Here is a 22623-nt window from a genome sequence, read left to right on the forward strand (position 1 = left end):
GATAATTCGGATTTAGAATTAGATGGATTGAGTGAAGTTGCTCAGAACCTGGAAGAGACTAATTTAGAATCATTAGCCCTAGATAATTCGGATTTAGAATTAGATGGATTGAGCAATTTAGATAACAAATTAGAATCTCTTACCGTTGAAGCCTTAGGAGATTTAGATCACAACGACTTAGATAGCTTATTAGATTTAGATTCAGAAACAGATTCTCTAGATTCTTTGCTGTCAGAATCAAACACCAATCTAGACGATTTAGAAAGCTCTTTAGAGGCAGATTCGGGTTTATCTGACTTAGATTCCTTGTTAACCAAAGAATCCCAAACTGAGTCGCAGGCTGCTAGTCCATCACCAACAACTATCGCTCCTAAGCCATTACCTCAATCAATTCCTAGTTCTTCTCCCTCTCCCGTAAAAGCTCAAGCTTACGACCAAACCATGAGGGTTTCAGTCAGAAAATTGGATGACTTGAATAACTTGATTGGGGAATTAGTAGACAAACGCAATCGTTTAGAGGACGACCAAGAAAGGTTACGTCGCTTCTTAGATAACTTATTAGTTCACGTTCAGTCTCTTGGAGAAGCGGGAGCTAAAATGCACGATATGTACGAGCGATCGCTTTTAGAAGGGGCTTTAATTGCCAGTCGTCAGTCTCGCGCCAATTCCGCCGTAGCTGCGGGGGGTAATAATTCGGGATTCGGAGGAGAAGAAGCTCAAGAAGAAGGTCTAGATGCTCTAGAAATGGATCGTTTTACGGGTTTCCACCTCTTATCTCAAGACATCATCGAATTAATCGTTCGAGTTAGAGAGGCTGCATCGGATATTCAATTCGTAGTTGACGAAACCGACAAAGTCGCCCAAACTTTCCGTCAGGTAACCAGCCAACTCCAAGATGGCATGAACTCCTCGCGGATGGTAGCCTTCGGACAAACTGCAGATCGCTTGCCTAGAGCAATTCGGGATATTTCTCGCAAGCAGAAAAAACAAACCAAGCTACACGTCGAAGGTAAGGATGTTTTGATCGATAAAATGATCGTCGAACATTTATATAATCCCATGACTCACTTGGTCAACAATGCCATTTCTCACGGAATTGAAACTCCCGAACAAAGACTTAAAGTAGGCAAACCCGAAGCAGGAAATATCAATATCCATGCTTTCATTCAAGGTAACCAAACCGTAATTACCGTCACCGACGATGGTGCGGGGATCGACCCCGAAAGAGTCAAACAAAAGGCGATCGAAAAAAATCTAATTACTTGGGCGACAGCACAAAATCTTTCTAACCAACAAGTTTACGAACTATTGTTTCATCCTGGTTTCAGTACTAAAGATACTGCCGATGACTTTGCTGGTCGTGGTGTAGGGATGGACGTAGTTAATACCGACCTCAAAAAAATTCGGGGTTCGATTAGTACCGAGTCAGAAATAGGCAAAGGAACTACTTTTACCATCCGCTTACCATTGGTATTGAGTATCTGTAAGGCTCTGACTTGTGTAGATGGTAACAACAAAATTGCTTTTCCGATTGATGGGGTAGAAGATACAAAAGAGTACTTACCTGGCGATATCGAAACCAACGCCAATGGAGTTCGTTGCATTTCTTGGAAAAATACTCTATTGCCCCTAAGACCCCTCAGTGGCTTGTTAAACTACAATCGTCAAATTCGTCGTGCAGGTATATATAATGCCAATCCCAACAACGACGATACTATTTCCGTAGTCATCCTTCGCAGTCTCGATAACCTACTGGCAGTCGAAGTAGATGAAGTTAGAGCCGAGCAAGAAATTGTGATCAAACAAATTGACGGACCTATTCCCAAGCCACCAGGTATTGCAGGGGCGACGGTATTGGGTGACGGTACGATTATGCCTATTGGGGACGTACTAGAGTTAATTGAAATTGCTCAAGGTAAGAGAACTATTGAAATTGGCTTCGATGTTATCGACGGTCAAATGGGCAGCAAGCAAGCTCAAACAGAAAGTATCCAACAAGAACCTATGGTATTGGTGGTTGATGACTCGATTACTGTTAGAGAACTGTTATCCATGAGTTTCAATAAATTGGGTTACCGCGTCGAGCAAGCCAGAGATGGTCAAGAAGCTTGGGATAAACTACGAGGTGGTTTGGAATGCGACATGATCTTTAGCGATATCGAAATGCCTCGCATGAATGGTTTAGAACTGCTTTCTAACCTACACAAAGACGAACAACTCAGATCTATACCTGTCGCCATGCTGACTTCTCGCGGTGCGGACAAACACAAGCAAATTGCCAATGACTTGGGTGCAAAAGCATATTTAACCAAGCCCTATACTGAAAAAGATCTGATGGATGTGGCACAACATCTAATAGATATTAATCGAGCTAATAAAAAAGCTGAATCTCTGACAATCGGCACCAAAAAAATTAACAATTTGAATTCGGAAGTCGAACCTCAAACTGCTCCTTTAGTGTTGATTATTGACGATTCGGTAACCGTTCGGGAATTACTCTCCATGACTTTTAAGAACGCTGGCTATCGCGTAGAGCAAGCTAGAGACGGTCAAGAAGCTTGGGATAAACTCAATAATGGTTTAGAGTGCGATCTTGCTTTCTGCGATATCGAAATGCCTCGCATGAATGGTTTAGAGCTTCTTGCTCAATTGCAAAAAGATGAAAAACTAGCCCAAATGCCTATTGCCATGTTGACTTCTCGTGGAGCGAAAAAAATGCGTAATATAGCTGCTTCTCGCGGGGCGAATGGTTACTTTGTCAAGCCTTATGTTGAGGAAGATTTATTACAAGCAGCTACTAAGATGATAAATGGGGAAATATTAATTAAGACTAATAATGACTAATCAGCTTGAACGAGCGGTAATTTAATTTTTAATAGTCTTCTTGCAATAAAGAAGACTTAATTTTTTGAGCCAAGAGGTATTGAATGATTAAAACTACAATTTGTCTTGGAGTTTTGTGGCTGAGTAGTTGCTGCGGACTGAGATCTGCGATCGCTGCGGAAGCCAAAATCGAAGAAATGGAATTGAAGATTGGTATTATTCAAAGGCTGGGTTCAGATCCCTTGAAGGATAAAGACCCCAAAATCGAACGAGTAACTATTAATAGCGTTACAGGAGACTCTTTAAAAGTTAGTTTTTTAGATAGCCCAACCTCGGATAATACTGCCAAACCCAAGACGATTAAAACCGATCGCGTAGTCTTAAAAGTAGATTCTCAAAGATTAAGCGAACCCAAGTTACAAGAAAAATTGGTTTTGAGCGATCGCGCTACCTTTGAAACCGCCGAAGACAGTGCCAATTCTTGGCAGAAATTGGGCATTGAAGTAGAAGTCGCTCAACCTGGACGCTGGCAAGTATGGGCGAAACGGGATGTTTATGGCACTCCTTTAGTCCGCCGTTGGTTGCTCCATAGCTTGGAGGCAAATGGTTATGACAGTCCCTATCTGGACACGAAAGTTCTTCACGAACAACCAAACATCATCTTAGAAATTAACGGACAAGAATACGATCGCGATCGAGTTGCCATTACCAGCGGTAAGAATCGAGTTAAAGTCAATACTACTAATAAATCTGAAGCAGCCCGTCTATATGGTGGTAGTTTGTTGCTTCAGCCCAACGCTTATGGGGAATTTAGCTTGGTTAATCGAGTTCTCCTAGAAACTTATCTTAGGGGAGTAGTTCCCTATGAAATTGGCGCAAATGCACCCCCTCAAGCAGTGGCGGCTCAAACGATTATCGCCCGCACCTATGCTCTACGCAATCTCAGACGTTTTGCCACAGACAACTATCAGCTTTGTGCCACAGTTCACTGCCAAGTATACAAAGGATTGAATGATGTTAACCCTACGAGCGATCGCGCGATCGCCCAAACTGCGGGTTTAGTTCTCACCTACGATAATGAACTAATTGATGCTCTTTATTCTTCCACTACTGGAGGTATGACCGCAGGTTTTGAGGATACTTGGGATGGTGCGGAGCGTCCTTATTTACAGCCAGTGTTAGACGCGCCACAGCCTTTTTGGGATTTAGATAAATATCCCCTGAACAATGAAAAAACCTTTCGCCACTTTATTAGTCTGAATAATGGTTTTAACGAAACGGGTAGACGTGGAGTATTTCGCTGGCGCAAAACCAGAAGTATCGCCAACTTAAATAAAGACTTGCGCAAATATCTCAAAAAAATCCGTCATCCTCTAGCAGATTTTAAGACAATCAAATCAATGGAGGTTTACAAGCGATCGCGCTCTGGCAGAATTTTAATCCTAGTTATTGAAACCGATCTTGGAAAACTACAGTTACACAAAAACGAAGTCCGCAGTGCCTTAGAACCTCCCCGCAGTACTTTTTTCTACCTCCAGCCCTTATACGGCGAGCACAAACAACTAACTGGCTATGCTTTTATCGGTGGCGGCTTCGGTCATGGAGTAGGTCTGAGTCAATATGGTTCTTACAATTTAGCCAAATTAGGTTGGTCGGCAGAACGCATTTTGGCTTTTTACTACCCTCAAACTAAACTAGAACCCCTAAATAAAAATATTGTTTTTTGGCGCGATGATTCTCCGACATCTATTAGTAGTAAGAATCAATAAACAATAAAGGTATTTCTAACGAATCGATTTTGGCGTTCGAGTCAAAACGCTGTGTCACAATTGAATTTAAAGGAAAAAGTTTCAAGAAAGGAGTTAAACTTGCCATTTCTTCAATGGAAGTAAAAGTTCCTTTTGTAATACTTTGTGTAAGATACTCGGTAGCACATTCGCCAGCAGTACCGAATAGGATCGATCCTCCGCAGACTAATTTGTTACTTAGGAGTTAGTTATTTATCAAGGAGTAAATAGTAAAACCAGAACTTACACTCTATTCTCTCTGCGTAAGCTCTGGAAAAGTTCGAGAAGTATCTTTTAATATATTAGAGTGGGCTTACCCCGCTAACATCAGTCATTTGACTGAACTAATCGAGCTTAATTTCCCCACAAATCGGCAATATGACTTAGATTGAGCTTTAATACTCAAAAAGATTAAATGTTCGTTTTTGAAAAACCACCCTCAATACTTCAAAATTAAATAAGTAACTAAAAAAGTAATTAAAAAAATATCTATGTTTGACGCTTTAGCTGACAAGTTAGATGATGCGTGGAAAAAACTACGCGGTCAGGACAAAATATCCAAAACCAATATTCAAGACACTCTTAAGGAAGTACGTCGCGCTTTATTATCTGCGGATGTTAACCTCCAAGTAGTCAAAGCTTTTATTGCTGAAGTTGAAGAAAAAGCTTTAGGAGAAGGTGTTATTTCTGGGGTTAACCCAGGACAACAATTTATCAAAATTGTTTATGACGAATTAGTTAAGGTGATGGGGGAAAGCAACGTCCCTTTAGCCCATGCTGACAAGCCTCCTACAGTAATTTTAATGGCTGGTTTGCAGGGTACTGGTAAAACGACAGCTACTGCCAAATTAGCTTTATATCTTCGCAAGCAAGAACGTTCTTGTTTGATGGTAGGAACGGATATTTATCGTCCTGCAGCGATCGATCAGCTATTAACTTTAGGCAATCAAATCGACGTTCCTGTATTTGAAATGGGTACGGATGCCGATCCCGTCGAAATTGCTCGCCAAGGGATAGCTAAAGCGAAAGAACTAAGTGTAGATACAGTCATTGTTGATACTGCTGGGCGTTTGCAAATCGATGATGAGATGATGGGGGAATTATCTCGCATCAAAGAAACTATCAAACCCGACGATACTTTATTAGTCGTGGATGCGATGACTGGTCAAGAAGCAGCGAATTTGACCTATACTTTCCACGAACAAATCGGTATTACTGGAGCGATTTTAACTAAATTAGATGGAGATAGTCGTGGCGGTGCTGCTCTGTCTGTGAGACAAATATCGGGACAACCGATTAAATTTGTTGGTGTAGGGGAAAAAGTAGAAGCTTTAGAGCCTTTTTATCCCGATCGCTTGGCATCTCGAATTCTAAACATGGGGGACATTCTCACTTTAGTAGAAAAAGCCCAAGAAGAAATCGATTTGGCTGATGTAGAAAAAATGCAGTCCAAGATCTTAGAAGCCAAGTTTGATTTTAATGATTTCCTCAAACAAATGCGCCTGCTTAAAAATATGGGTTCTTTGGGGGGAGTGTTAAAGTTAATTCCTGGAATGGGTAAGATTAGCGGTGCAGATTTGGCTAAGGGGGAAACTCAACTCAAACGTACCGAGTCGATGATCAATTCCATGACCAAAGCCGAAAAAGCCGACCCCGATTTACTAGCAAAATCTCCCAGTCGTCGTCGTCGCGTGGCAAAAGGCTCTGGTTTCCAGGAAAAAGATGTCTCCAAACTAGTCCAAGACTTTAGCAAGATGCGATCGATGATGCAAAATATGGGTCGCGGTATGCCTGGAATGGGTATGCCTGGAATGGGAATGGGTATGCCAGGCATGGGCGGAGGTATGCCTGGAATGGGAATGGGTATGCCAGGCATGGGCGGAGGTATGCCCCAAGGTAGAAGGAAAAAGAAAAAGAAGAAGAAAAAAGGTTTTGGTACTTTGTAAATTCGTTGTAGAATTATAGATTGTCACAGCCAACCTGTAAGCAATAGGTATCACTTCATAAAACAGAAAGGTTTCTATTGCCCTGGGGAAAATTAGATGGTTAGATTACAATCGTAAAGGAAAAATTGAAATAACTAATGATTAAATTACGTTTAAAACGCTTCGGCAAAAAGAGAGAAGTTAGCTACCGTATCGTGGCTATTGAAAGTAAGACTCGCAGAGATGGTCGTCCTATTGAAGAGCTTGGTTTTTACAACCCCAGAACAGACGAGACTAGACTAAACGTTCCTGCTATCGTAAAAAGGCTACAGCAAGGAGCGCAGCCCAGCCAAACTGTTAGAAATATTCTCAACAAAGCTCAAGTTTTTGAACAAGTAAATGCCAAATAAGACCGAAGGGGGAAACGTTCGTGAAGCGGGCGGCCCCAACTATGAAGGGTTGGTTCGCTTCCTGATCGAACCTTTTTTAAGCGATCCTCAATCCCTGTCTGTGAATTCTGAAATTAATCAGAAAAATAATAAGATTTGGTTGCGGGTTGCATTTGATAAAAGCGATCGCGGTAAAGTATTTGGTCGTGGGGGTCGCAATATTCAGGCTATTCGCACCGCCATTAAAACCGCAGCCACATCTCATAACGAATCTGTATTCCTCGATATCTATAGCGACGAACCTCCTAAAGAAGAAAGCGATCGCCGTAGCAGATCTTCAGGAAACTCTAGGCGCAGGAAAAATCCTAGTAAACCCGCACCCAAAATAGCAAAAAAATAAAGGGGCATTGCCCCATTTACAAGCTTTAGACTCTAAGCTTAATTCCAAAATAGTTAGCTATTAGCCCTTCGGATTCGGGCGTAAAAACGCCTTGAGAAGCCGTAGGGTATCCCACATTACCTACTGGCTATTAACTCAATAAATAAATCTAAATCAAATCTTATAAAACCAAAACGAAACTTTAAATACTACATAATTGCTGGTAATATCTGTTCTAATAGATTCCATTAAAACTTCCCTACAAACTTTTGCATGAAGCCAGCATCTATCTTTAAATTATTTTCAGCCAGCCTATTGCTCTTGGGTTATGTTTTCTCTAACAGCAAAATTAGCCTTGCCCAAGTAGTTCCCGACAATACGGTTAATACCCAAGTCAATCAGAACGATAATGTAGCCGAAATTAATGGGGGAGAAACACGAGGAGATAATCTTTTCCATAGTTTTCAAGATTTCTCCCTCACAACAGGTCAAACAGCTTTTTTTGATAATGCCAACAATATCTCGAATATCTTCAGTCGAGTTACTGGAGGAAATATATCAAATATAGACGGTTTGATTCGAGCTAATGGCAGTGCCAGTTTATATTTAATCAATCCCGCAGGAATCATCTTGGGCGAAAATGCCAGACTGGATATCGGCGGTTCTTTTTTTACTTCTACGGCTAGTAGTATTTTGTTTGAAGATGGGGAATTTAGCGCGACAGATTTAGATACTCCTCCTTTATTAACCATTAACGCTCCTATTGGTTTGGGTTTTCGGGATAATCCTGGGGATATTACCTATCGAGCATCCATACAGGAGGATTTAGTAGAACCTGGTAATAATGTTTCCTTGATCGGGGGCAATATCAATTTAGATGACGGTGACATTGTAGTAACAGGAGGAAATATTCAATTAGCTAGTGTCAGTGGTTTGGGAGAAATTGGGATTGAGGAAGACGGTAGAGTAAGTTTTTCGGATGCTATAGCTAGAGGGAATGTTACGGTTAGTAATGATTCCAATGTATTTGTTTCCAGTAATCAAGGTGAATCCATCAAGATCGATGCCAAAAACTTGTCGGTCAATTCTGATAGTTTTATCGGCATAAGCATTCCTAACAATGGCAGTATAGAAAATGCTCAAATCGGAGATATTGCTATAGATCTAACAGAAGATCTCACCATCGATGGTGGAGATAGCGATAGTGTCGGCAGTACGTCGATTTCCAGTCTTAATTCTGGTACGGCTAATCCAGGCAATCCAGGCAATATCGAAATTGACGCTCGAAACGTTGAAATCTTCAATAGCGGTCAAATTGGTAATCTAAGTTCGGGTAATGGAGAACCTGGGAACATTATTATTAATGCTAGAGAAAATATTATTTTTAATGGCTTTTTTAGTGGAATTTCTAATGGATTAGATGCAGGAGTTGCTGCCAATACAGGCGATATCAACCTCACGGCTCAAAATTTAGATATTCTCAACGGTGCTGGGATCAACAATTTGGTGCTAGAAAATGGTAGTAGCGGTAATATCAATCTCAATATCAGCGATACGATTAGAATTAGTGGGAGGGGGCAGGGTTTCTCCCCTCCTCAGTCCACTGCTAGCAGTATTCTAATTGGTGTTGGTGGTAATGGTAACACTGGAGATTTAATTATCAATGCTCGGAATTTGCTGTTAAACGATGGTGGATTGATTGTTAATAGCAATACAGGGCAAGGTCGTATTGGGAATGCGGAGATCGACGTAGATGTCTTAGAAATTGCTGAAGGGTCGGTAATAGACAGTAGCGTTCAAGGTTCTGGAAATGGTGCTAGCATTAACATAAATGCCCAAGATAGAATATCAATCTCAGGCAATTCTGATGTTTTTAGCTTAATTTCGGTTGATGTTAACCCCGATGCAACGGGAGAAGCTGGCGATATTACTATTAATACTCCTAGATTGATCTTGGATAATGCTTTTATTTCCGCAGATGTTAGAGGCAATGGAAGTGGTGGTGAGATCGATATTCAAACCAGAGAATTATCCCTTGATAATAATTCCTTTATTTCTGCTGATGTTTTATCAGGAGATGGTAATGCTGGGGAAATTGATATTCAAGCCACAGATTCGCTCGGGCTATCTAATGGAAGTTTAATTGTGGCAAATACTTCTGAAGGATCTACTGGTAATGCTGGCGATATAACTATCGGTGGAGGAAAACTGATTTTAGAAAGTGGTTCTCAAATTGGTGCTACAACTAGGGGTAGTGGAAATGCGGGAAATCTCACAGTTATTGCAGAATCAATTGACATCAGTGGTGCAAATGAAGATTTACTAGATAGAAGCGGTTTGTTTGCCAAAGCCTTGATTGGGAATGGTAATGGAGGAAGTCTCTCAATTACTACAGGAGAATTAAATATTAGCGATGGTGCAACGGTGGAAGTTGGTAATTTACCAAGTTTTGAGGATTCCGATACTGTGGCTGGTACGGGGGAAGCGGGAAATATTATCATCAACGCAAATTCGATTAATTTATTCAATCAGGGAAGAATTGATGCTGCTACTCAATCTGCGGTGGGAGAAGGGGCAAATATTACTTTAAATGTTGCTGAAGATATCACTTTACGAGATGGAAGTTTTATATCTGCTAGAGCGATCGAGGAAGGAGATGGTGGTAATTTAGATATTGATAGCAGATTTATTATTGCTTTCCCTCGCGGTAATAACGATATTATTGCTAGCGCCCAGCAGGGTAATGGAGGAAATATTGAAATTAATGCCGAATCGTTGTTTGGTATTCAACAACGCCCTTTAAATAACTTGACTAATGATATTAACGCTAGTTCGGAAATTAGTGGTTTAGATGGCACGATCGCAATTACTACTCCCGATCTCAACCCAACTCAAGGAGTAATAGAATTGCCAAGCAATACAATCGCACCCCAAGAAACAACAGCCCAAGCTTGCCAGGCAAATAGAGCATCCGCAGCTAAAAATGGACTAAATATTACTGGAAAAGGAGGAATTGTCTCAGATCCTGGATTGCCATTTAACTCGGGAAATGTTTTGGTTGATGGCAAAAGTGATTCCACTACCTCTTTTCCCCAATCGATTGAAACCAGTCAAGGTAAAGTTTTACCAGCCAGAGGAATTAAAGTTAACCAGTCTGGAGAAATAGTATTAACGGCATATCGCACTAATAATGCGGGAGAAAGAATTCCACAGGCAGATATTAATTGCAGTTAGATCTAAATTTGTGTCATGTCAAAAATGATACTTGGGAAAAGTAGGGAGTAGGGAGTAGTAAGTAGGGAGTAGGGAGTAGGGAGTAGCGTTAGTTAATTCATTTAGATTTGCTAATTTTAATGGCTAATTCTATAGCCGATTTCATGCTGCTAGCATTAGCTATACCTTTTCCTGCAATATCGAATGCCGTACCATGATCGGGGGAAGTGCGAATAAAAGGTAATCCAATAGTTGTATTAATCGCGCGATCGAATGCCATTAATTTAACGGGAATCAGCCCTTGATCGTGATACAAAGCTAGATAAGCATCTGCCGTGACGGGAGGTGTTTGATAGTTGCCATACCAAGCCAAACCTGGATTGACCCACATAGTATCGGGAGGAATTAATCCAGTTAACTTTGCTTGAGGATAATTAGAACGAGCTTTTTTCAACCAGTCTGATAGCCAATCTCGCTCTTCCGTACCCAATTGTCCCGCTTCTCCACTATGGGGATTTAAACCTGCGATCGCAATTTGAGGTTCTTTAATGGCAAAATGTCGTTCTAAGGATTCAATTAATAAATCTAGTTTTAAATCCATTAACTCTGGCGTTAAAGCCTGTGGGACATCCTTTAAAGGTATATGAGTAGTAACCAACAAACTCCGCAACATCCAACCAGTATGAGGGGATTCTCCCACAAACATCATGCCAAATCTATTTATTCCAGCTTTTTGGGCTAAAACTTCTGTTTGACCAGGATATTTATGTCCTGCTGCTTGCCAAAGATATTTGGCGATTGGTGCGGTAACAATTCCCTGAAACTTATCTTCTAGAGTTAAAGTAATTGCTTGAGACAAACAATTAAAACTAAATTCTCCACTAATGGCATCCCCTTGTCCTAAAGTTACTTCTCCCTCTAGAGGAATATCTAACACATTGAGGGTACGGGGATTGACTAAATCTTTTTCAGTCAGAGATGTTTGTGCTAGCAAATGTTCGTAGGTAAATTGTAATAATTGACGATTACCAAAGACTACTATTTCGCACTTTTCTCCTAAAGAGCGATCGCTTAAAGCCTTGAGAATAATTTCCGAGCCAATTCCCGCAGGATCGCCCATGGTGACAGCTAAAGAAGGAGTGCTAAACATTTTGACTTGGGATTGAAAACAATTTCGTTATGAATGGTATGACTTGATGATTTAAAATACCTAATATTGATTATGATTGAATATTAGCAATTTAAAAAGCCGTTCGCTTACTGTAAGCGAGTTTATAGCTTTAAATAAAACTAATCCGATCTGATAAAAAAATATCTAGCAAACACGAAGGAGAAATAAATATGAGTGCAGAAAGTATGTTGTTCAATGGAGCAATTTTATGTATTACTTTAATTTTAGGCGGACTTAGTTTGGGCTTTTTAATTCTCAAGCTACAGGGTGGAGAAGCTGAATAAACCTCAAATATTTAGTATTAAACATCAAAATATTAACGGTGGCGATCGCTTTTTAGTTAGAGCGATCGCTTTTTAGTTTTTCAGAGCTAATTCGTCAAGAAAATCTCATTTTTCAAGAAGTCATTAAAAAAATCCTCCCCCACCTTTCCCGACCTTAATATTTTGTTGACAAACAGTCTCTTAGGGCTTCAGAAAATTGTGTTGATTTATTTCACAGTGGCAATTTGGCGGTCGCGAACACCAACCCTGAGCCATTGATAGGAAATAACATTTAAGAAAATACCGCTCGCCAACAACAACGACATCAATACAATTTGATACCAGGCAATAGGATCGACTAATAAATCGGCAACTAAATGAGCCAGATTTAGAACTGTATATACTAAAGTTAAGCCGAAATGGAATAAACGAAAACCCTTGAACCTATAAAAAGCAGTCCCAACTATTGCCAACATTGGCAAAGTAAAAAATAGCAGCATTCCCCACAAAATCGGTTTAATTTCTGCCATAGTTGCCGTTCCTTGATGGTGATGGCTCATAATTGACACATCAATACCGTGAAATATTGGCATTAAAGCCAACTGAGTATGAAATAAAGTTCCTAGTAAAAACACCGTCCACAAAGCAATAATCTTTTCTCGATAATTAATGAAATTTACTTTAGTCATTTTCTTTTACCCATCAATTAATCAGGTAGACTACCTACTAACCTTGTGAGTTACTAATTTCTGGCGATCGCCTGATTTTGTGCTTCCTTGTACGACAAATATCGAACACGGCGCGTGATGAATTGTATAATTGCTAATGCTACCGAGAAACATTTCCGAAACATTACTGCGTCCCCTGCGTCCCATAACAATCAAGTCAGCACCCCAATCTTTAGCGCGATCGCCAATTCCTGTATTGCAGTTACCCACATGGCATTCATACTTGCAATTAAGATTAGCTCTTCTGGCTTTTTGTGCTTTTGATTTCAACCAATCATTGCTTATTTCTATCTCTCTTTCTAGTCTTTGACGAGTCCAATTATAGCGATCGCCCGATATATTCACATCATACAAAGTAGCAATGCCGACCCAAGGGGATACATCCTGCATTTGCCAATCAATAAAATGCACCAGCAATAGTTCGCTTTTCCCAGGTTGAGCGACGGATAAAGCAAAGTCAAAAACTTTTGATGCTTCCAATGAACGATCTAATGGGACTAATATTTTGTTGAACATGGTTTGTCTCTGTGTGAACTACCTACTACCTACTAACTGGCGATCGCGAATTGTTTCTCCCGTTAACATTTCTACTACATCCATACCGTTACTAATTACTCCAGGCACGCTAGGATAACCAGCAGTTGCACCGACTAAATAGAGATTGGGTAGTTCGGTTTTGTAGCCCATACGATTTAAACCAACTTGTTGGGGAATTAATTTCGCACCGTACATATTGCCTTCGGGCTGTCCGAGGTAATGTTCGCTGGTGGTTGGCGTACCAAAGATTTTCATCCGAATATGTTGGTCAATATCGGGAATTAGATCGCGCACGCTATTCATCACATCTTGATATACTGCTCGTTTTTGAGATTTGTACGCCGATAAATCTGTTTCGTGGAGTTTTTTAAATGGTTCGTAAGGACAGACTGTAGTAATTTCTAGAACGTGATGTCCGTCGGGACACATACCTGGTTCGTTAGATTTCAAGGTGGGACAGGATAAAAAGATCCAGGGATGTTCTAAATTACCTTTCAATTGCTCTTGATAAGCTTGGTTAAGATTACCGTTGGGATAGTACCAAATATTCCAATTACCAATGCCATAGTTGCTAGGATTAAAGCCAGCATCCAAACCGAGATAAATATTAAAAGCACTGGCAGAATATTCGTAGTCAGTCAGGCGACGGTGTTCTTGTTTGCTCAATGCTAGAGAGTCGTGCATTAACTTAAGAGTTAACTTAGGGTCGAGATCGCTAATGTAGGCGTTGTCTGCTTGATAAGATTCTCCATTGGCATAAACACCAACTACTTGATGATTTTCTATTTCGATATGCTGTACGGGAGTTGAGAACTTAACTACTCCACCACCTTCTGTAATTGCCTCAACAATGCTATCTACTAGATGTTTGAAGTGATGCCGAGGATAGTAAGCACCTTCTGAGTAATCTGAAACTAGAGATGTGTGGGTAATTAAAGCAATTTCTGAAGGAGGCAAGCCATAATCGCCACTTTGCCCTGCTAACAATGCCTGTAGCTTAGGGGATAGTCCTGCATTGTCGTATAGTTGTTGTAGCGTCCAATTGCGTTTGACAAACAGATGCCAATATTTAGGCAGAGAAAGCCAATCAGACCAATCAAGGTCGTACCAACGTACTTCCTGGGTTAACTGTTTTAGTTCTCGATGAAGTTGTTTTATTTCATCGCAGTAAACATTAATACCCAGGGCTTCTTCAGGGAAAGTAGCAATCAAGCGAGCGCGAAATTTCTCCCAATTTAAAGGAATCCGAAAATCAACCTCTGGGGTAATTACTCTGTCGATACAGTCGGGATTGAGGGAATTGAAGGGTACATCGCGATCGATGTAATCCAAAAATTGTTTGACCGCCTGCCCTTCCCCACACTGATAAATATAGTGAACGTCAGCACAGAAATTGTAATCCCCATAGCTAAAAGTATGACAACAACCCCCTGGTAGGTAATGCTGTTCCAATACCGCCACGCGATATCCTTGACGAGTCAGACAAGCAGCAGCCGAAAGCCCGCCCAATCCAGCACCCAATATTACATAATCAAAATTTCCCATAATCAATCAATCCTCTATTTAGTACGGGCGGTTCGGACGCGAAGCTAATTCTTTAGGGCGAACCGCCCCTACCTACTAACTACTACCCATTTCTAATACTGCCGTCGGGCATAATTGTTTGCTGAAATATAGCCCCGCTTAAATTGACCCCTTCAAGATTGGCATCTTTAAAATTAGCTCCACGCAAATTAGCCCATACCAATCGAGCGTGATCGAGATTAGCATTTTGTAAATTTGCTCCACTCAAGTTTGCATGACTGAGATCCGCATGGCTGAGATTAGCTTTCTGCAAATTAGTCTCAATCAAACTAGCTCGATATAGTTTAGTCTGGCTTAAGTTAGCTGCATATAAAATGGCTCTGTTTAAAAAAGACCTTTCTAAATTTGTTTTGCTCAAAATCGCCCGATTGAGATAGGCATAACTAAAATTAATATCTGCAAGTTGAGCCTTATGCAAACATACCTGCTGTAAGCGAGCATGAGAAAAGTCTCTTGTGCCAGTTAAATACGCAGCTTTAATTAACTCGACTTTCATAGTAGGGTTTGATTCGGCGTATTTTTGTTTGCCCATAGCTACTGTTATCAGCATCTATTTTTATCTCCCTAATCTTCACACCATTCATCTTTTCCTAAAAGATCGCAGATTCGATCTCTTAATAAATAGTCATGGTCTTCTAATTCCCATTCAGCACAAATCCATTCTCTAGGAGGAATAAATTGACAAAGTACGTAGATTGGTTGATGACGGTCGATCTTACCTGTTTCAACTAGATAACGAGCTTCATCTTTGATTTCATTAATTGAATAATCAACAGTAACCGACATTATTCACCTCGCTAGTTAATTCGCTCTCAAGTTTAAAGATAAGCAATAAGCATGAGGACTTTGTGAGGGTTTTGGATATTGGTTAATATTTGATAGATGTTTGAGCATTCAATATGGAAAATATTTTAGTAGCGATCGACTTTTCTGATGTCACGCAACAAGTTATAAAACAAGGTATGTTATTGGCTCGCGCCTTTAACTGCAAGCTATGGCTAATTCATATTGCTGCTCCAGATCCTGATTTTGTTGGCTACATTACTGGACCACAATTTCGACGGGATCTTAGAGCGGAAACTTTGCGCGACGAACACAAATATCTACAAGACAAGGCTGATGAAATGAGAAAACAGAGTATAAATGTTACTACTCTTTTAATTCAAGGTGAAACAGTGGAAACTATCCTTCAAGAAGCTCAAAAACTAAAGGCAGATAGCATAGTTATTGGTTCTCACGGTCATGGTGCATTGCATAAAACTTTAATGGGCAGCGTCAGCGAAGGAATAATTCGTCGTGCGCCTTGTCCTGTAACAATAGTACCCGCTCAAACTAGCTGAATGAGACTATAAGTTAATCGTAGAGTAGGTCAATCATTTGCCTAGGGGATAAACAACTAACCACTACCCACCAGCTAAAATTAAGGGAAAATGGTGAGCGTTGGGAGAGTGCATCCCTTGAATACCCAAATCTGCCCGATTGAGTATATCTGCATGACTGGGAATTACTCGACCTTGACTATCTAAAATTGATTGATTGAAGTTAAAACCATTGAGGTTAAACGCCATAGTGCTTACTCCTACCGCCGCACACCAGATTCCAATAGTGGGAACGGCTGCTAGGAGAAAATGAAAAGCTCGATGGTTACCACTAGCAAACCAAGGAATCAATAGTCTACCCAAGAATCCATAATGTCCAGCCAGATAGTTATAAGTAACCTCTTTTTGACCGAACTTATAACCTAGATCCGCAGACTCGGTTTCGGTTGTTTCCCGAATCAAAGTAGATGTAACCAAAGAACCATGTAGGGTTGCTAACAACGCCCCGCCGAATACTCCAGCTACTCCTAACATATGCAACGGGTTCATCAAAATATTGTGGTGTGCTTGAAACGCTAGCATAAAGTGAAAAGTCCCAGCAATGCCCAATGGTAGACCTTCAGAAAAACTACCCTGACCGATAGGATATACGAGTAACACCGCCGTGGCAGCAGCAACGGGTGCGGAGAAAGCTACAGCAATCCAGGGGCGCAAGCCTTGACGATAGCTTAATTCCCACTGTCTGCCGAGATAACACCAAATTCCAATTAGGAAATGAAACACAATTAGTTGATAAGCACCACCGTTGTACAGCCATTCATCTACAGAACTTGCTGCCCAAATTGGATAGAAGTGCAAACCAACCGCAGCCGAGGTAGGCACAACTGCAGCAGTGATAATGTTATTGCCACCCAACAAAGAACCAATTACAGGTTCGCGAATACCATCAACATCAACCCCTGGCGCAGCAGCAAAGGCACAGATAAAACAAATGGTGGCAACTAGCAGGCTGGGAATCATCAGTACTCCAAACCAACCGATGTAGATGCGATTGTTGGTGCTAGTAATCCAACGACAAAAACGCTCCCAAATGCCAAAAGAATCTGCTGGAGAACGCCTTCTAATAAAGGTATTCATGACTAAATTCTCCTTAATTTAATACTTACTCGAATATGATGAGGTTAGTGGTTAGTGGTTGGTCGTTTTTTACAGATATGACTGAGATTTTCTAGAATAGCAAATAAACAATTGCCCACCCTACCTACTACTTACTGGGTTTTGTTAGTGGTTAATTGTCCTCAAGGATATATTATGCCCTTGTGGTAGTACCGCTTAATGGAATGATCCTACCTACTAACCACTAACTACTCACTACTAACTTCCTTCTAATTTAACTTTGACCGATTTTTTAGGTGCATCTTCTACTTTAGGCAAAGTAAGAGTTAAAACACCTTTTTGGAAATCGGACTTGATTTCGTCAGTTTTGATTGCCATTGGCAAAGGAATCACTCGTTCAAACTTACCGTAATGAAATTCCGAGTGATAGTAGTTTTTATCTTCATCTTCGGTTTTCTTTTCTTCTTTGTGTTCGCCTGAAATAGTTACCCGATCTTCACTGACTTCTACTTCCAAGTCTTGGGCATCGAGTCCTGGAATTTCGGCTTTGAGGACTAATTCTTCGTCTTTTTCTTCAATTTCTACCGCAGGAGTCCACATTCCGCCGATGCTATGTAATCCCATCCAATCATCGTGACCAACAGAAAGCATATCTTCAAACAAGCGATCCATTTGTTTACGCATGGTGCTTAGTTCTCGAAATGGTTGCCATTTACTTAATGTCATGATTAACCTCCAATTTTGTGTAGTGGTTTGAAGTTTATATTTATAGGTTTAATCGAATATTTTGAGGATGTTGTGAGGGTTAAGTTGTTATCTGACTTCTGACCTCAGTTATTGATGAATAATCACGGGTGTGCCGATTTGCGCCCAATCAAATAACCATTGAGCGTTGCCGAGAGGAAGGTTAACGCAGCCATGACTCATGGGCGTACCAAAGTTGTTGTGCCAATATGCACCGTGGAGGGCATAACCGCGATCGAAGTATAGTACGTTGGGTACGTTAGGAAGGTCATAATCATCACCAGTCATGCGATCGCGAGCATATTTGCGTTGAATGCTATAAATTCCTGGGTAGGTTGGTGTATCAGTCTTGCCTGTAGAAATTACGGCACTAAAAGCTTGGGTTTGACCTTTCCAAGCAAATAAATGTTGTTCGCTCAAATCGATTTCAATCCAATGTGTATCGGAATTTCTTAATGTGTCGATCTTAAGAGCGATCGCATTATCTGGAGTAGGATTAGCCCATACAGCATCTGGTTGCAGCCCAGGCTTGCCGATCGCTATGGCTGCAATCGCACCAATCAGATAAATCAATCCCCGATGGAAAAAAGCTTTTTTCTCATCTTACGTCACCTCCTCGAAAGAAGCTAACTAAAACCTCTTTTAGTTTCAAATTAGCAAATTAGTATGAGAAAACCGTGAGGGATCGATAATAACTAGGTTTCAACCCAGATTTTAGCAAGAGCGAAGTAAAATTTTGCGTTCGTTTTCACTGATGGCGATCGTTTCCATAATTTCACCAGTAACTTGTGTGCCGTCTTCTAAATTAACGGTGTGTCTTTCTCCAACGACTAAGACTGGACATTCTCCTGTAACTTCTTCCCATTTTAGATATTCTCCGTCTAGATAATAGTCGTGGATGCAAAAGTGTTCTCTGTTTTGTGTTTCTTTGGTAGTCATGTTTTTCTCCTTTTTTTGTTAGTGGTTAATTGTTGATATTTCTGATTTCTCCACTACGTTTGCCTGTTCCAAATTTGCTCCTGCAAGATTGGCATGGTTTAGATTGGCATCGACTAAAATAGCTTCGTAAAGATTGGCATGAGATAAGTTTGCACCTATTAGATTCGCACCTCGAAGATTTGCGCCACTTAAATCTGCTTCTACCAGGCTGACGCTATTGAGATTGGCATTTTGTAAATTAGCTTCGGTGAGAATAGCGTTGAGAAATGCCCCGCTAAAATTAGCTCCCTTTAAAGATGCATGAGATAGATCTGCGCCACTCAAGTTTGCACCGCTCAAGTTACCGCCATTGAGGGTAATTTCTCTTAAATTGGCATTGGCTAGTTTTGCCCCGCCAAGGTTTGCCCCAATTAGATCGGCATGGCTAAAATTGGTATAAATTAAACAAGCACCGCTTAAATTTGCACCAATTAGGTTGGCTTTAGATAAGTTCGCACCTGTTAAATTTGCACCACTCAAGTTTGCACCGATTAAACTAGTATTTTGCAAATCGATATTAGTTAACTCAGCACGATACAAGCAGACACCATTGAGATCGATTCCCGCAAAGTCTCTTTTTCCTGCTGCATATTCTTTTAGTAGTCTGGTTACTTCTGGCATGGTAATTTCCTCTCTAGCTAAACCGTCATTAATTGCTCTGGCAGAATTGTTCCCCTTAGATTTGCCCCCCTGAGATTTGCATGGGTAAGATTAGAACCAGTCAAATCTGCCTCCCTTAGATCCGCACCATAGAGGTTTGCCCCTCTAAGATCTGCTTGCTGTAAGTTTGCTCGATAGAGATTTGCCCCTGCTAGAATTGCTCCTTGAAGGTTGGCATTTTGCAGGTTGGCTTGTTGTAACCAAGTACCAGTTAAAATGGCTTCGGTAAGTTTGCTATGGGTTAAATTCGCTTCTTGAAGCCTCGCACCGCTAAAATTAACGGCGATCGCCATTGCTCCTGTTAAGTCTGCTCGTTCGAGATTAGCCAACACCAAAAATGCACCGCTTAGATTGGCGTGCTGCAAAATAGCACCCCCTAAATCGGCACGAATTAAATTAATGCCACTAAGTTTTGCCTTAGTTAAATCAGCACAATTTAGCTGGGCGTTGCTAAATTCGCGATCGCCCGCAGCGTATTGTCGCAGTAAAGTTTCTACATTCATTCTTTAGTTAGTTGTTAGTTATTAGCCGTCGCCAGACTTTCACAACTTCCTCAGATTGTTATTCAAAAATGTGAATGTAGATCGCTCGTTGATAGTTAAAACGCAGCAAATATAAAAGTTAACTATCTATTCCAATTATATATTTTTTTCTAATTCTCATAGCTTGAGCGATACAAAACACCATACTCAAACTTGCAAATCATGCTTAGAACTATGAACAAACCAAGCTTAAAAGCCTATCTAGATTTGGTACAAAAATTATTAGGCTGTCCCCAAGGTGAAGAATGGATAGTGTTGCGCCAACATGGAGAATTGGTAAATTTGGGTTTAGTGGAAGTAATGGAACAGGTGGCAAATTACTTTGCTATGGAAGGCAAAACTAAACCTGCCAAATACCTGCACAATTGGGCGAGTCAGCTACATCATATTTTAATCGATAGTGATTCTAATTCTGAAGATAAAGACGATCGCATCAATGCCTATTCAGAACTAATTAAATCTCTATTAGACTGTCCAGAAGGTTTAGAACAGCAAATACTTACCAATCATCAAGATCTCATCGATCCTAACTTAATCGAGGTCATGAAAGAAGTTAGCGATCGCTTAGTATCCAACGATCCTGAAACTGCCGAATACTTGCAAAACATGGCAGCAGAATTAGATCGAACTTGGCTCAAACACCATGAATTTACCCCAACTTTTAAACAAGAGATTGCCCCCGATCCTTGGTTGGACGAAGACGAACAAGTCTCCGCACCCGAACCAGCAATTGTTACCAGCCATCCAGAACAGCCAGAAGAATTAATCCAGGAAGCGAAACTAGTACCTACGGAATCTGTTCCCCCCACAAATACCGATCGAGCAATCGCTCAATTACTAACTCAAATTGTCGATGCTTTGAGCAAACTAGAAACTAATATAGCTGCTCAACAACAAGCTCAAAATCCTCTTTGGTATATGGAAGTTCTAGAAAAAGCTGCTGCTGCTGAGTGGATTTTAACTACCAACGAAGTAGAACAATTAATTGGTGTCAAGCCTCATTGTCATCATGACGAAACTGATTATCATCGCGGTAGTTGGATTTTTATTAAAGCCGGGAAAGTAGGAGCGCAAGTGGCTTGGAAAGTTCGGAAGATTAGTAGTTAGTAGTTAGTAGTTAGTAGTTAGTAGTTGAAGGTTTAATCATGGAACTTCTAAAATACAAAAAGTCAAAAGATCCACCTGCCGAACTAAAACGGCAACAAAAGCTTAATCCTTGGCTCATTGCCTTGATGATTTTGGCTTTGGGAGGAGGGATGAGTTATTGGTATGCTGCCCGTATCAAAACTTCCACTGTCGAACCCGAACCAATTACCAAATATACCCCTGTAGCAGTTACAGCTTTAGGCAGACTAGAACCAGCAGGAGAAGTAATTAAGCTATCTGTGGCTAATGCTCAAGACAGTCGCGTCAATGAGTTGTATGTGGAAGAAGGCGATCGCGTTGTAGCAGGACAACTAATTGCCACTCTCCAGGGTTTAGACCAAAAAGATGCAGAACTAACAGCAGCAAGACAAAATGTCGCAGTTTATCGAGCCAAATTAGCAAAAGTATTAGCAGGGGAAAGCAAAAATGCCGAAATTCAGGCACAGCAAGCAAATATTGCTCGTCTGCAAGCTCAACTGCGCAATGAAAGCTTGGAAAGACAGGCAGAAATAGCCGATGTCAATGCCGAACTAACTAATGCCCGAACTAACTACGATCGCTATGAAAATCTTTATTTAGAAGGAGCGGTTAGCAAATCTCAAAGAGACGATCGTTTAGAAATATATCGGCGATCGCAAGCTAGATTAAATCGAGCAGAAGCTAGATATAACAATACTGTTGCCAGCTTACAAAAACAGATTGACCGAGAAAGATCGATCTTAAACCAATTAAGAGAAGTACGTCCAGTAAACATAACTGAAGCTCAGGCGGAATTAGACTATGCGGCTGCACAAGTCAGGCAAATCGAATCGGAACTTGAAGACTATTACGTGCGCGTACCCATAGCAGGGCAAATTCTGAAGATTAACACTTTGGTCGGCGAACAGGTCAATACTGGTCAAGGCATTGTCGAATTGGGTAGAACCAGTCAAATGTATGCGATCGCCGAAGTCTACGAAACCGATGTCGGCATGGTAAAAGTGGGACAACCTGCGACAATTGTGAGCGAACACGGTGGCTTTGAGGGAAAACTACAAGGAACAGTAGACCATGTAGGGTTACAAATCAAAAAACAAGATATCTTAGAATCCGATCCTGCTGCGGATAAAGATGCTCGTGTGGTTGAGGTTAAGGTGCGTCTCGATCCTGAAGCTAGCGAGAAGGTGGCGGGGTTAACTAATTTACAGGTAAGGGTAAAGATTAATTTGGATAGTCGTTAGTTGTTAGTCGTTAGTTGTTAGTTGAGGAGTTTTTTAGGTATCGGAGGTAGCCATTGAGTTTTAGAGTGAGTTCTTCGATAATTGGTTTCAATTTGTCAA

The 22623-nt window shown here is 40.8% G+C and carries 22 protein-coding genes; 10 read left to right on the forward strand and 12 right to left on the reverse strand.

Translation table 11 applies throughout. The features are described 5' to 3' along the window. Window positions 1-27 precede the first annotated feature (27 nt). From AC33VI_RS19885 to AC33VI_RS19910, 6 genes are all read left to right on the forward strand, one after another. Window positions 28-2844: a hybrid sensor histidine kinase/response regulator gene (locus AC33VI_RS19885; protein WP_491784018.1), complete on the forward strand. Its 2817-nt coding sequence runs from the start codon at window positions 28-30 to the stop codon at window positions 2842-2844. An 83-nt stretch (window positions 2845-2927) separates the two neighbouring features. After that, entirely contained in the window at window positions 2928-4592 is a 1665-nt protein-coding gene (locus AC33VI_RS19890) for a SpoIID/LytB domain-containing protein (protein ID WP_491783997.1), read from the forward strand. A gap of 509 nt (window positions 4593-5101) precedes the next feature. Further along, window positions 5102-6556: a signal recognition particle protein gene (gene ffh / locus AC33VI_RS19895; protein WP_491783998.1), complete on the forward strand. Its 1455-nt coding sequence runs from the start codon at window positions 5102-5104 to the stop codon at window positions 6554-6556. Between the two features lie 137 nt (window positions 6557-6693). After that, a complete protein-coding gene (gene rpsP, locus AC33VI_RS19900; RefSeq protein ID WP_491783999.1) occupies window positions 6694-6945 on the forward strand; it encodes a 30S ribosomal protein S16 in 252 nt (83 codons plus the stop codon). Continuing rightward, on the forward strand, window positions 6935-7324 hold the full coding sequence (locus AC33VI_RS19905) for a KH domain-containing protein (protein ID WP_491784000.1): 390 nt from the start codon (window positions 6935-6937) through the stop codon (window positions 7322-7324). The genes rpsP and AC33VI_RS19905 overlap by 11 nt, the downstream gene beginning before the upstream one ends. Window positions 7325-7576: 252 nt before the next feature. Next, on the forward strand, window positions 7577-10537 hold the full coding sequence (locus AC33VI_RS19910) for a two-partner secretion domain-containing protein (RefSeq protein WP_491784001.1): 2961 nt from the start codon (window positions 7577-7579) through the stop codon (window positions 10535-10537). A gap of 97 nt (window positions 10538-10634) precedes the next feature. Here AC33VI_RS19910 and pdxA read toward each other — a convergent pair whose 3' ends face one another. Next, the gene (gene pdxA / locus AC33VI_RS19915) at window positions 10635-11666 is read right to left on the reverse strand and encodes a 4-hydroxythreonine-4-phosphate dehydrogenase PdxA (protein ID WP_491784002.1); all 1032 of its coding nucleotides are present in this window, start codon (window positions 11664-11666) and stop codon (window positions 10635-10637) included. A gap of 191 nt (window positions 11667-11857) precedes the next feature. On the opposite strand from pdxA, the gene petM reads away from it, so the two are divergent. Further along, complete coding sequence (gene petM / locus AC33VI_RS19920; protein WP_491784003.1) at window positions 11858-11971, forward strand: cytochrome b6-f complex subunit PetM; 114 nt, start codon at window positions 11858-11860, stop codon at window positions 11969-11971. A gap of 206 nt (window positions 11972-12177) precedes the next feature. On the opposite strand, the gene AC33VI_RS19925 is transcribed toward petM, so the two are convergent. From AC33VI_RS19925 to AC33VI_RS19945, 5 genes are all read right to left on the reverse strand, one after another. Then, window positions 12178-12639: a hypothetical protein gene (locus tag AC33VI_RS19925; protein ID WP_491784004.1), complete on the reverse strand. Its 462-nt coding sequence runs from the start codon at window positions 12637-12639 to the stop codon at window positions 12178-12180. 30 nt (window positions 12640-12669) lie between these two features. Beyond that, entirely contained in the window at window positions 12670-13194 is a 525-nt protein-coding gene (locus AC33VI_RS19930; RefSeq protein WP_491784005.1) for a universal stress protein, read from the reverse strand. Between the two features lie 18 nt (window positions 13195-13212). Next, window positions 13213-14760, reverse strand: a complete 1548-nt coding sequence (locus AC33VI_RS19935) for a phytoene desaturase family protein (RefSeq protein WP_491784006.1) — start codon at window positions 14758-14760, stop codon at window positions 13213-13215. 82 nt (window positions 14761-14842) lie between these two features. Beyond that, window positions 14843-15349 carry a pentapeptide repeat-containing protein gene (locus AC33VI_RS19940; RefSeq protein ID WP_491784007.1) on the reverse strand — a complete coding sequence of 169 codons (507 nt, stop codon included), beginning with the start codon at window positions 15347-15349 and terminating at the stop codon, window positions 14843-14845. Window positions 15350-15363: 14 nt separating this feature from the next. Then, window positions 15364-15585, reverse strand: coding sequence for a DUF4327 family protein (locus tag AC33VI_RS19945; protein WP_491784008.1), 222 nt, complete (start codon window positions 15583-15585; stop codon window positions 15364-15366). Between the two features lie 113 nt (window positions 15586-15698). On the opposite strand from AC33VI_RS19945, the gene AC33VI_RS19950 reads away from it, so the two are divergent. Beyond that, window positions 15699-16139, forward strand: a complete 441-nt coding sequence (locus AC33VI_RS19950) for a universal stress protein (protein WP_491784009.1) — start codon at window positions 15699-15701, stop codon at window positions 16137-16139. A 63-nt stretch (window positions 16140-16202) separates the two neighbouring features. On the opposite strand, the gene AC33VI_RS19955 is transcribed toward AC33VI_RS19950, so the two are convergent. From AC33VI_RS19955 to AC33VI_RS19980, 6 genes are all read right to left on the reverse strand, one after another. Then, a complete protein-coding gene (locus tag AC33VI_RS19955) occupies window positions 16203-17255 on the reverse strand; it encodes a Photosystem Q(B) protein 1 (RefSeq protein WP_491784010.1) in 1053 nt (350 codons plus the stop codon). A 237-nt stretch (window positions 17256-17492) separates the two neighbouring features. Beyond that, window positions 17493-17960 (reverse strand): Hsp20/alpha crystallin family protein, encoded by a 468-nt coding sequence (locus tag AC33VI_RS19960; protein ID WP_491784011.1) that lies wholly within the window; start codon window positions 17958-17960, stop codon window positions 17493-17495. A gap of 108 nt (window positions 17961-18068) precedes the next feature. Further along, entirely contained in the window at window positions 18069-18551 is a 483-nt protein-coding gene (locus tag AC33VI_RS19965; RefSeq protein ID WP_491784012.1) for a L,D-transpeptidase, read from the reverse strand. 141 nt (window positions 18552-18692) lie between these two features. After that, window positions 18693-18917, reverse strand: a complete 225-nt coding sequence (locus AC33VI_RS19970) for a hypothetical protein (RefSeq protein WP_491784013.1) — start codon at window positions 18915-18917, stop codon at window positions 18693-18695. Between the two features lie 18 nt (window positions 18918-18935). Beyond that, window positions 18936-19577, reverse strand: coding sequence for a pentapeptide repeat-containing protein (locus AC33VI_RS19975; RefSeq protein ID WP_491784014.1), 642 nt, complete (start codon window positions 19575-19577; stop codon window positions 18936-18938). A 17-nt stretch (window positions 19578-19594) separates the two neighbouring features. Beyond that, window positions 19595-20119: a pentapeptide repeat-containing protein gene (locus AC33VI_RS19980; protein ID WP_491784015.1), complete on the reverse strand. Its 525-nt coding sequence runs from the start codon at window positions 20117-20119 to the stop codon at window positions 19595-19597. A gap of 213 nt (window positions 20120-20332) precedes the next feature. On the opposite strand from AC33VI_RS19980, the gene AC33VI_RS19985 reads away from it, so the two are divergent. Both AC33VI_RS19985 and AC33VI_RS19990 read left to right on the forward strand, forming a co-directional pair. Next, a complete protein-coding gene (locus tag AC33VI_RS19985) occupies window positions 20333-21265 on the forward strand; it encodes a hypothetical protein (protein ID WP_491784016.1) in 933 nt (310 codons plus the stop codon). A 38-nt stretch (window positions 21266-21303) separates the two neighbouring features. Further along, window positions 21304-22524: an ABC exporter membrane fusion protein gene (locus AC33VI_RS19990; RefSeq protein ID WP_491784017.1), complete on the forward strand. Its 1221-nt coding sequence runs from the start codon at window positions 21304-21306 to the stop codon at window positions 22522-22524. The last annotated feature ends 99 nt before the right edge of the window (window positions 22525-22623 follow it).

Source organism: Waterburya sp. (genome assembly GCF_058530065.1).

Bases quoted from the DNA above. Each gene is read 5' to 3' on its own strand.
- AC33VI_RS19890 (WP_491783997.1), top strand. From the start codon at position 2,928: ATGATTAAAACTACAATTTGTCTTGGAGTTTTGTGGCTGAGTAGTTGC.
- ffh (WP_491783998.1), top strand. From the start codon at position 5,102: ATGTTTGACGCTTTAGCTGACAAGTTAGATGATGCGTGGAAAAAACTA.
- rpsP (WP_491783999.1), top strand. From the start codon at position 6,694: ATGATTAAATTACGTTTAAAACGCTTCGGCAAAAAGAGAGAAGTTAGC.
- AC33VI_RS19905 (WP_491784000.1), top strand. From the start codon at position 6,935: ATGCCAAATAAGACCGAAGGGGGAAACGTTCGTGAAGCGGGCGGCCCC.
- AC33VI_RS19910 (WP_491784001.1), top strand. From the start codon at position 7,577: ATGAAGCCAGCATCTATCTTTAAATTATTTTCAGCCAGCCTATTGCTC.
- pdxA (WP_491784002.1), bottom strand. From the start codon at position 11,666: ATGTTTAGCACTCCTTCTTTAGCTGTCACCATGGGCGATCCTGCGGGA.
- petM (WP_491784003.1), top strand. From the start codon at position 11,858: ATGAGTGCAGAAAGTATGTTGTTCAATGGAGCAATTTTATGTATTACT.
- AC33VI_RS19925 (WP_491784004.1), bottom strand. From the start codon at position 12,639: ATGACTAAAGTAAATTTCATTAATTATCGAGAAAAGATTATTGCTTTG.
- AC33VI_RS19930 (WP_491784005.1), bottom strand. From the start codon at position 13,194: ATGTTCAACAAAATATTAGTCCCATTAGATCGTTCATTGGAAGCATCA.
- AC33VI_RS19935 (WP_491784006.1), bottom strand. From the start codon at position 14,760: ATGGGAAATTTTGATTATGTAATATTGGGTGCTGGATTGGGCGGGCTT.
- AC33VI_RS19940 (WP_491784007.1), bottom strand. From the start codon at position 15,349: ATGCTGATAACAGTAGCTATGGGCAAACAAAAATACGCCGAATCAAAC.
- AC33VI_RS19945 (WP_491784008.1), bottom strand. From the start codon at position 15,585: ATGTCGGTTACTGTTGATTATTCAATTAATGAAATCAAAGATGAAGCT.
- AC33VI_RS19950 (WP_491784009.1), top strand. From the start codon at position 15,699: ATGGAAAATATTTTAGTAGCGATCGACTTTTCTGATGTCACGCAACAA.
- AC33VI_RS19955 (WP_491784010.1), bottom strand. From the start codon at position 17,255: ATGAATACCTTTATTAGAAGGCGTTCTCCAGCAGATTCTTTTGGCATT.
- AC33VI_RS19960 (WP_491784011.1), bottom strand. From the start codon at position 17,960: ATGACATTAAGTAAATGGCAACCATTTCGAGAACTAAGCACCATGCGT.
- AC33VI_RS19970 (WP_491784013.1), bottom strand. From the start codon at position 18,917: ATGACTACCAAAGAAACACAAAACAGAGAACACTTTTGCATCCACGAC.
- AC33VI_RS19975 (WP_491784014.1), bottom strand. From the start codon at position 19,577: ATGCCAGAAGTAACCAGACTACTAAAAGAATATGCAGCAGGAAAAAGA.
- AC33VI_RS19980 (WP_491784015.1), bottom strand. From the start codon at position 20,119: ATGAATGTAGAAACTTTACTGCGACAATACGCTGCGGGCGATCGCGAA.
- AC33VI_RS19985 (WP_491784016.1), top strand. From the start codon at position 20,333: ATGAACAAACCAAGCTTAAAAGCCTATCTAGATTTGGTACAAAAATTA.
- AC33VI_RS19990 (WP_491784017.1), top strand. From the start codon at position 21,304: ATGGAACTTCTAAAATACAAAAAGTCAAAAGATCCACCTGCCGAACTA.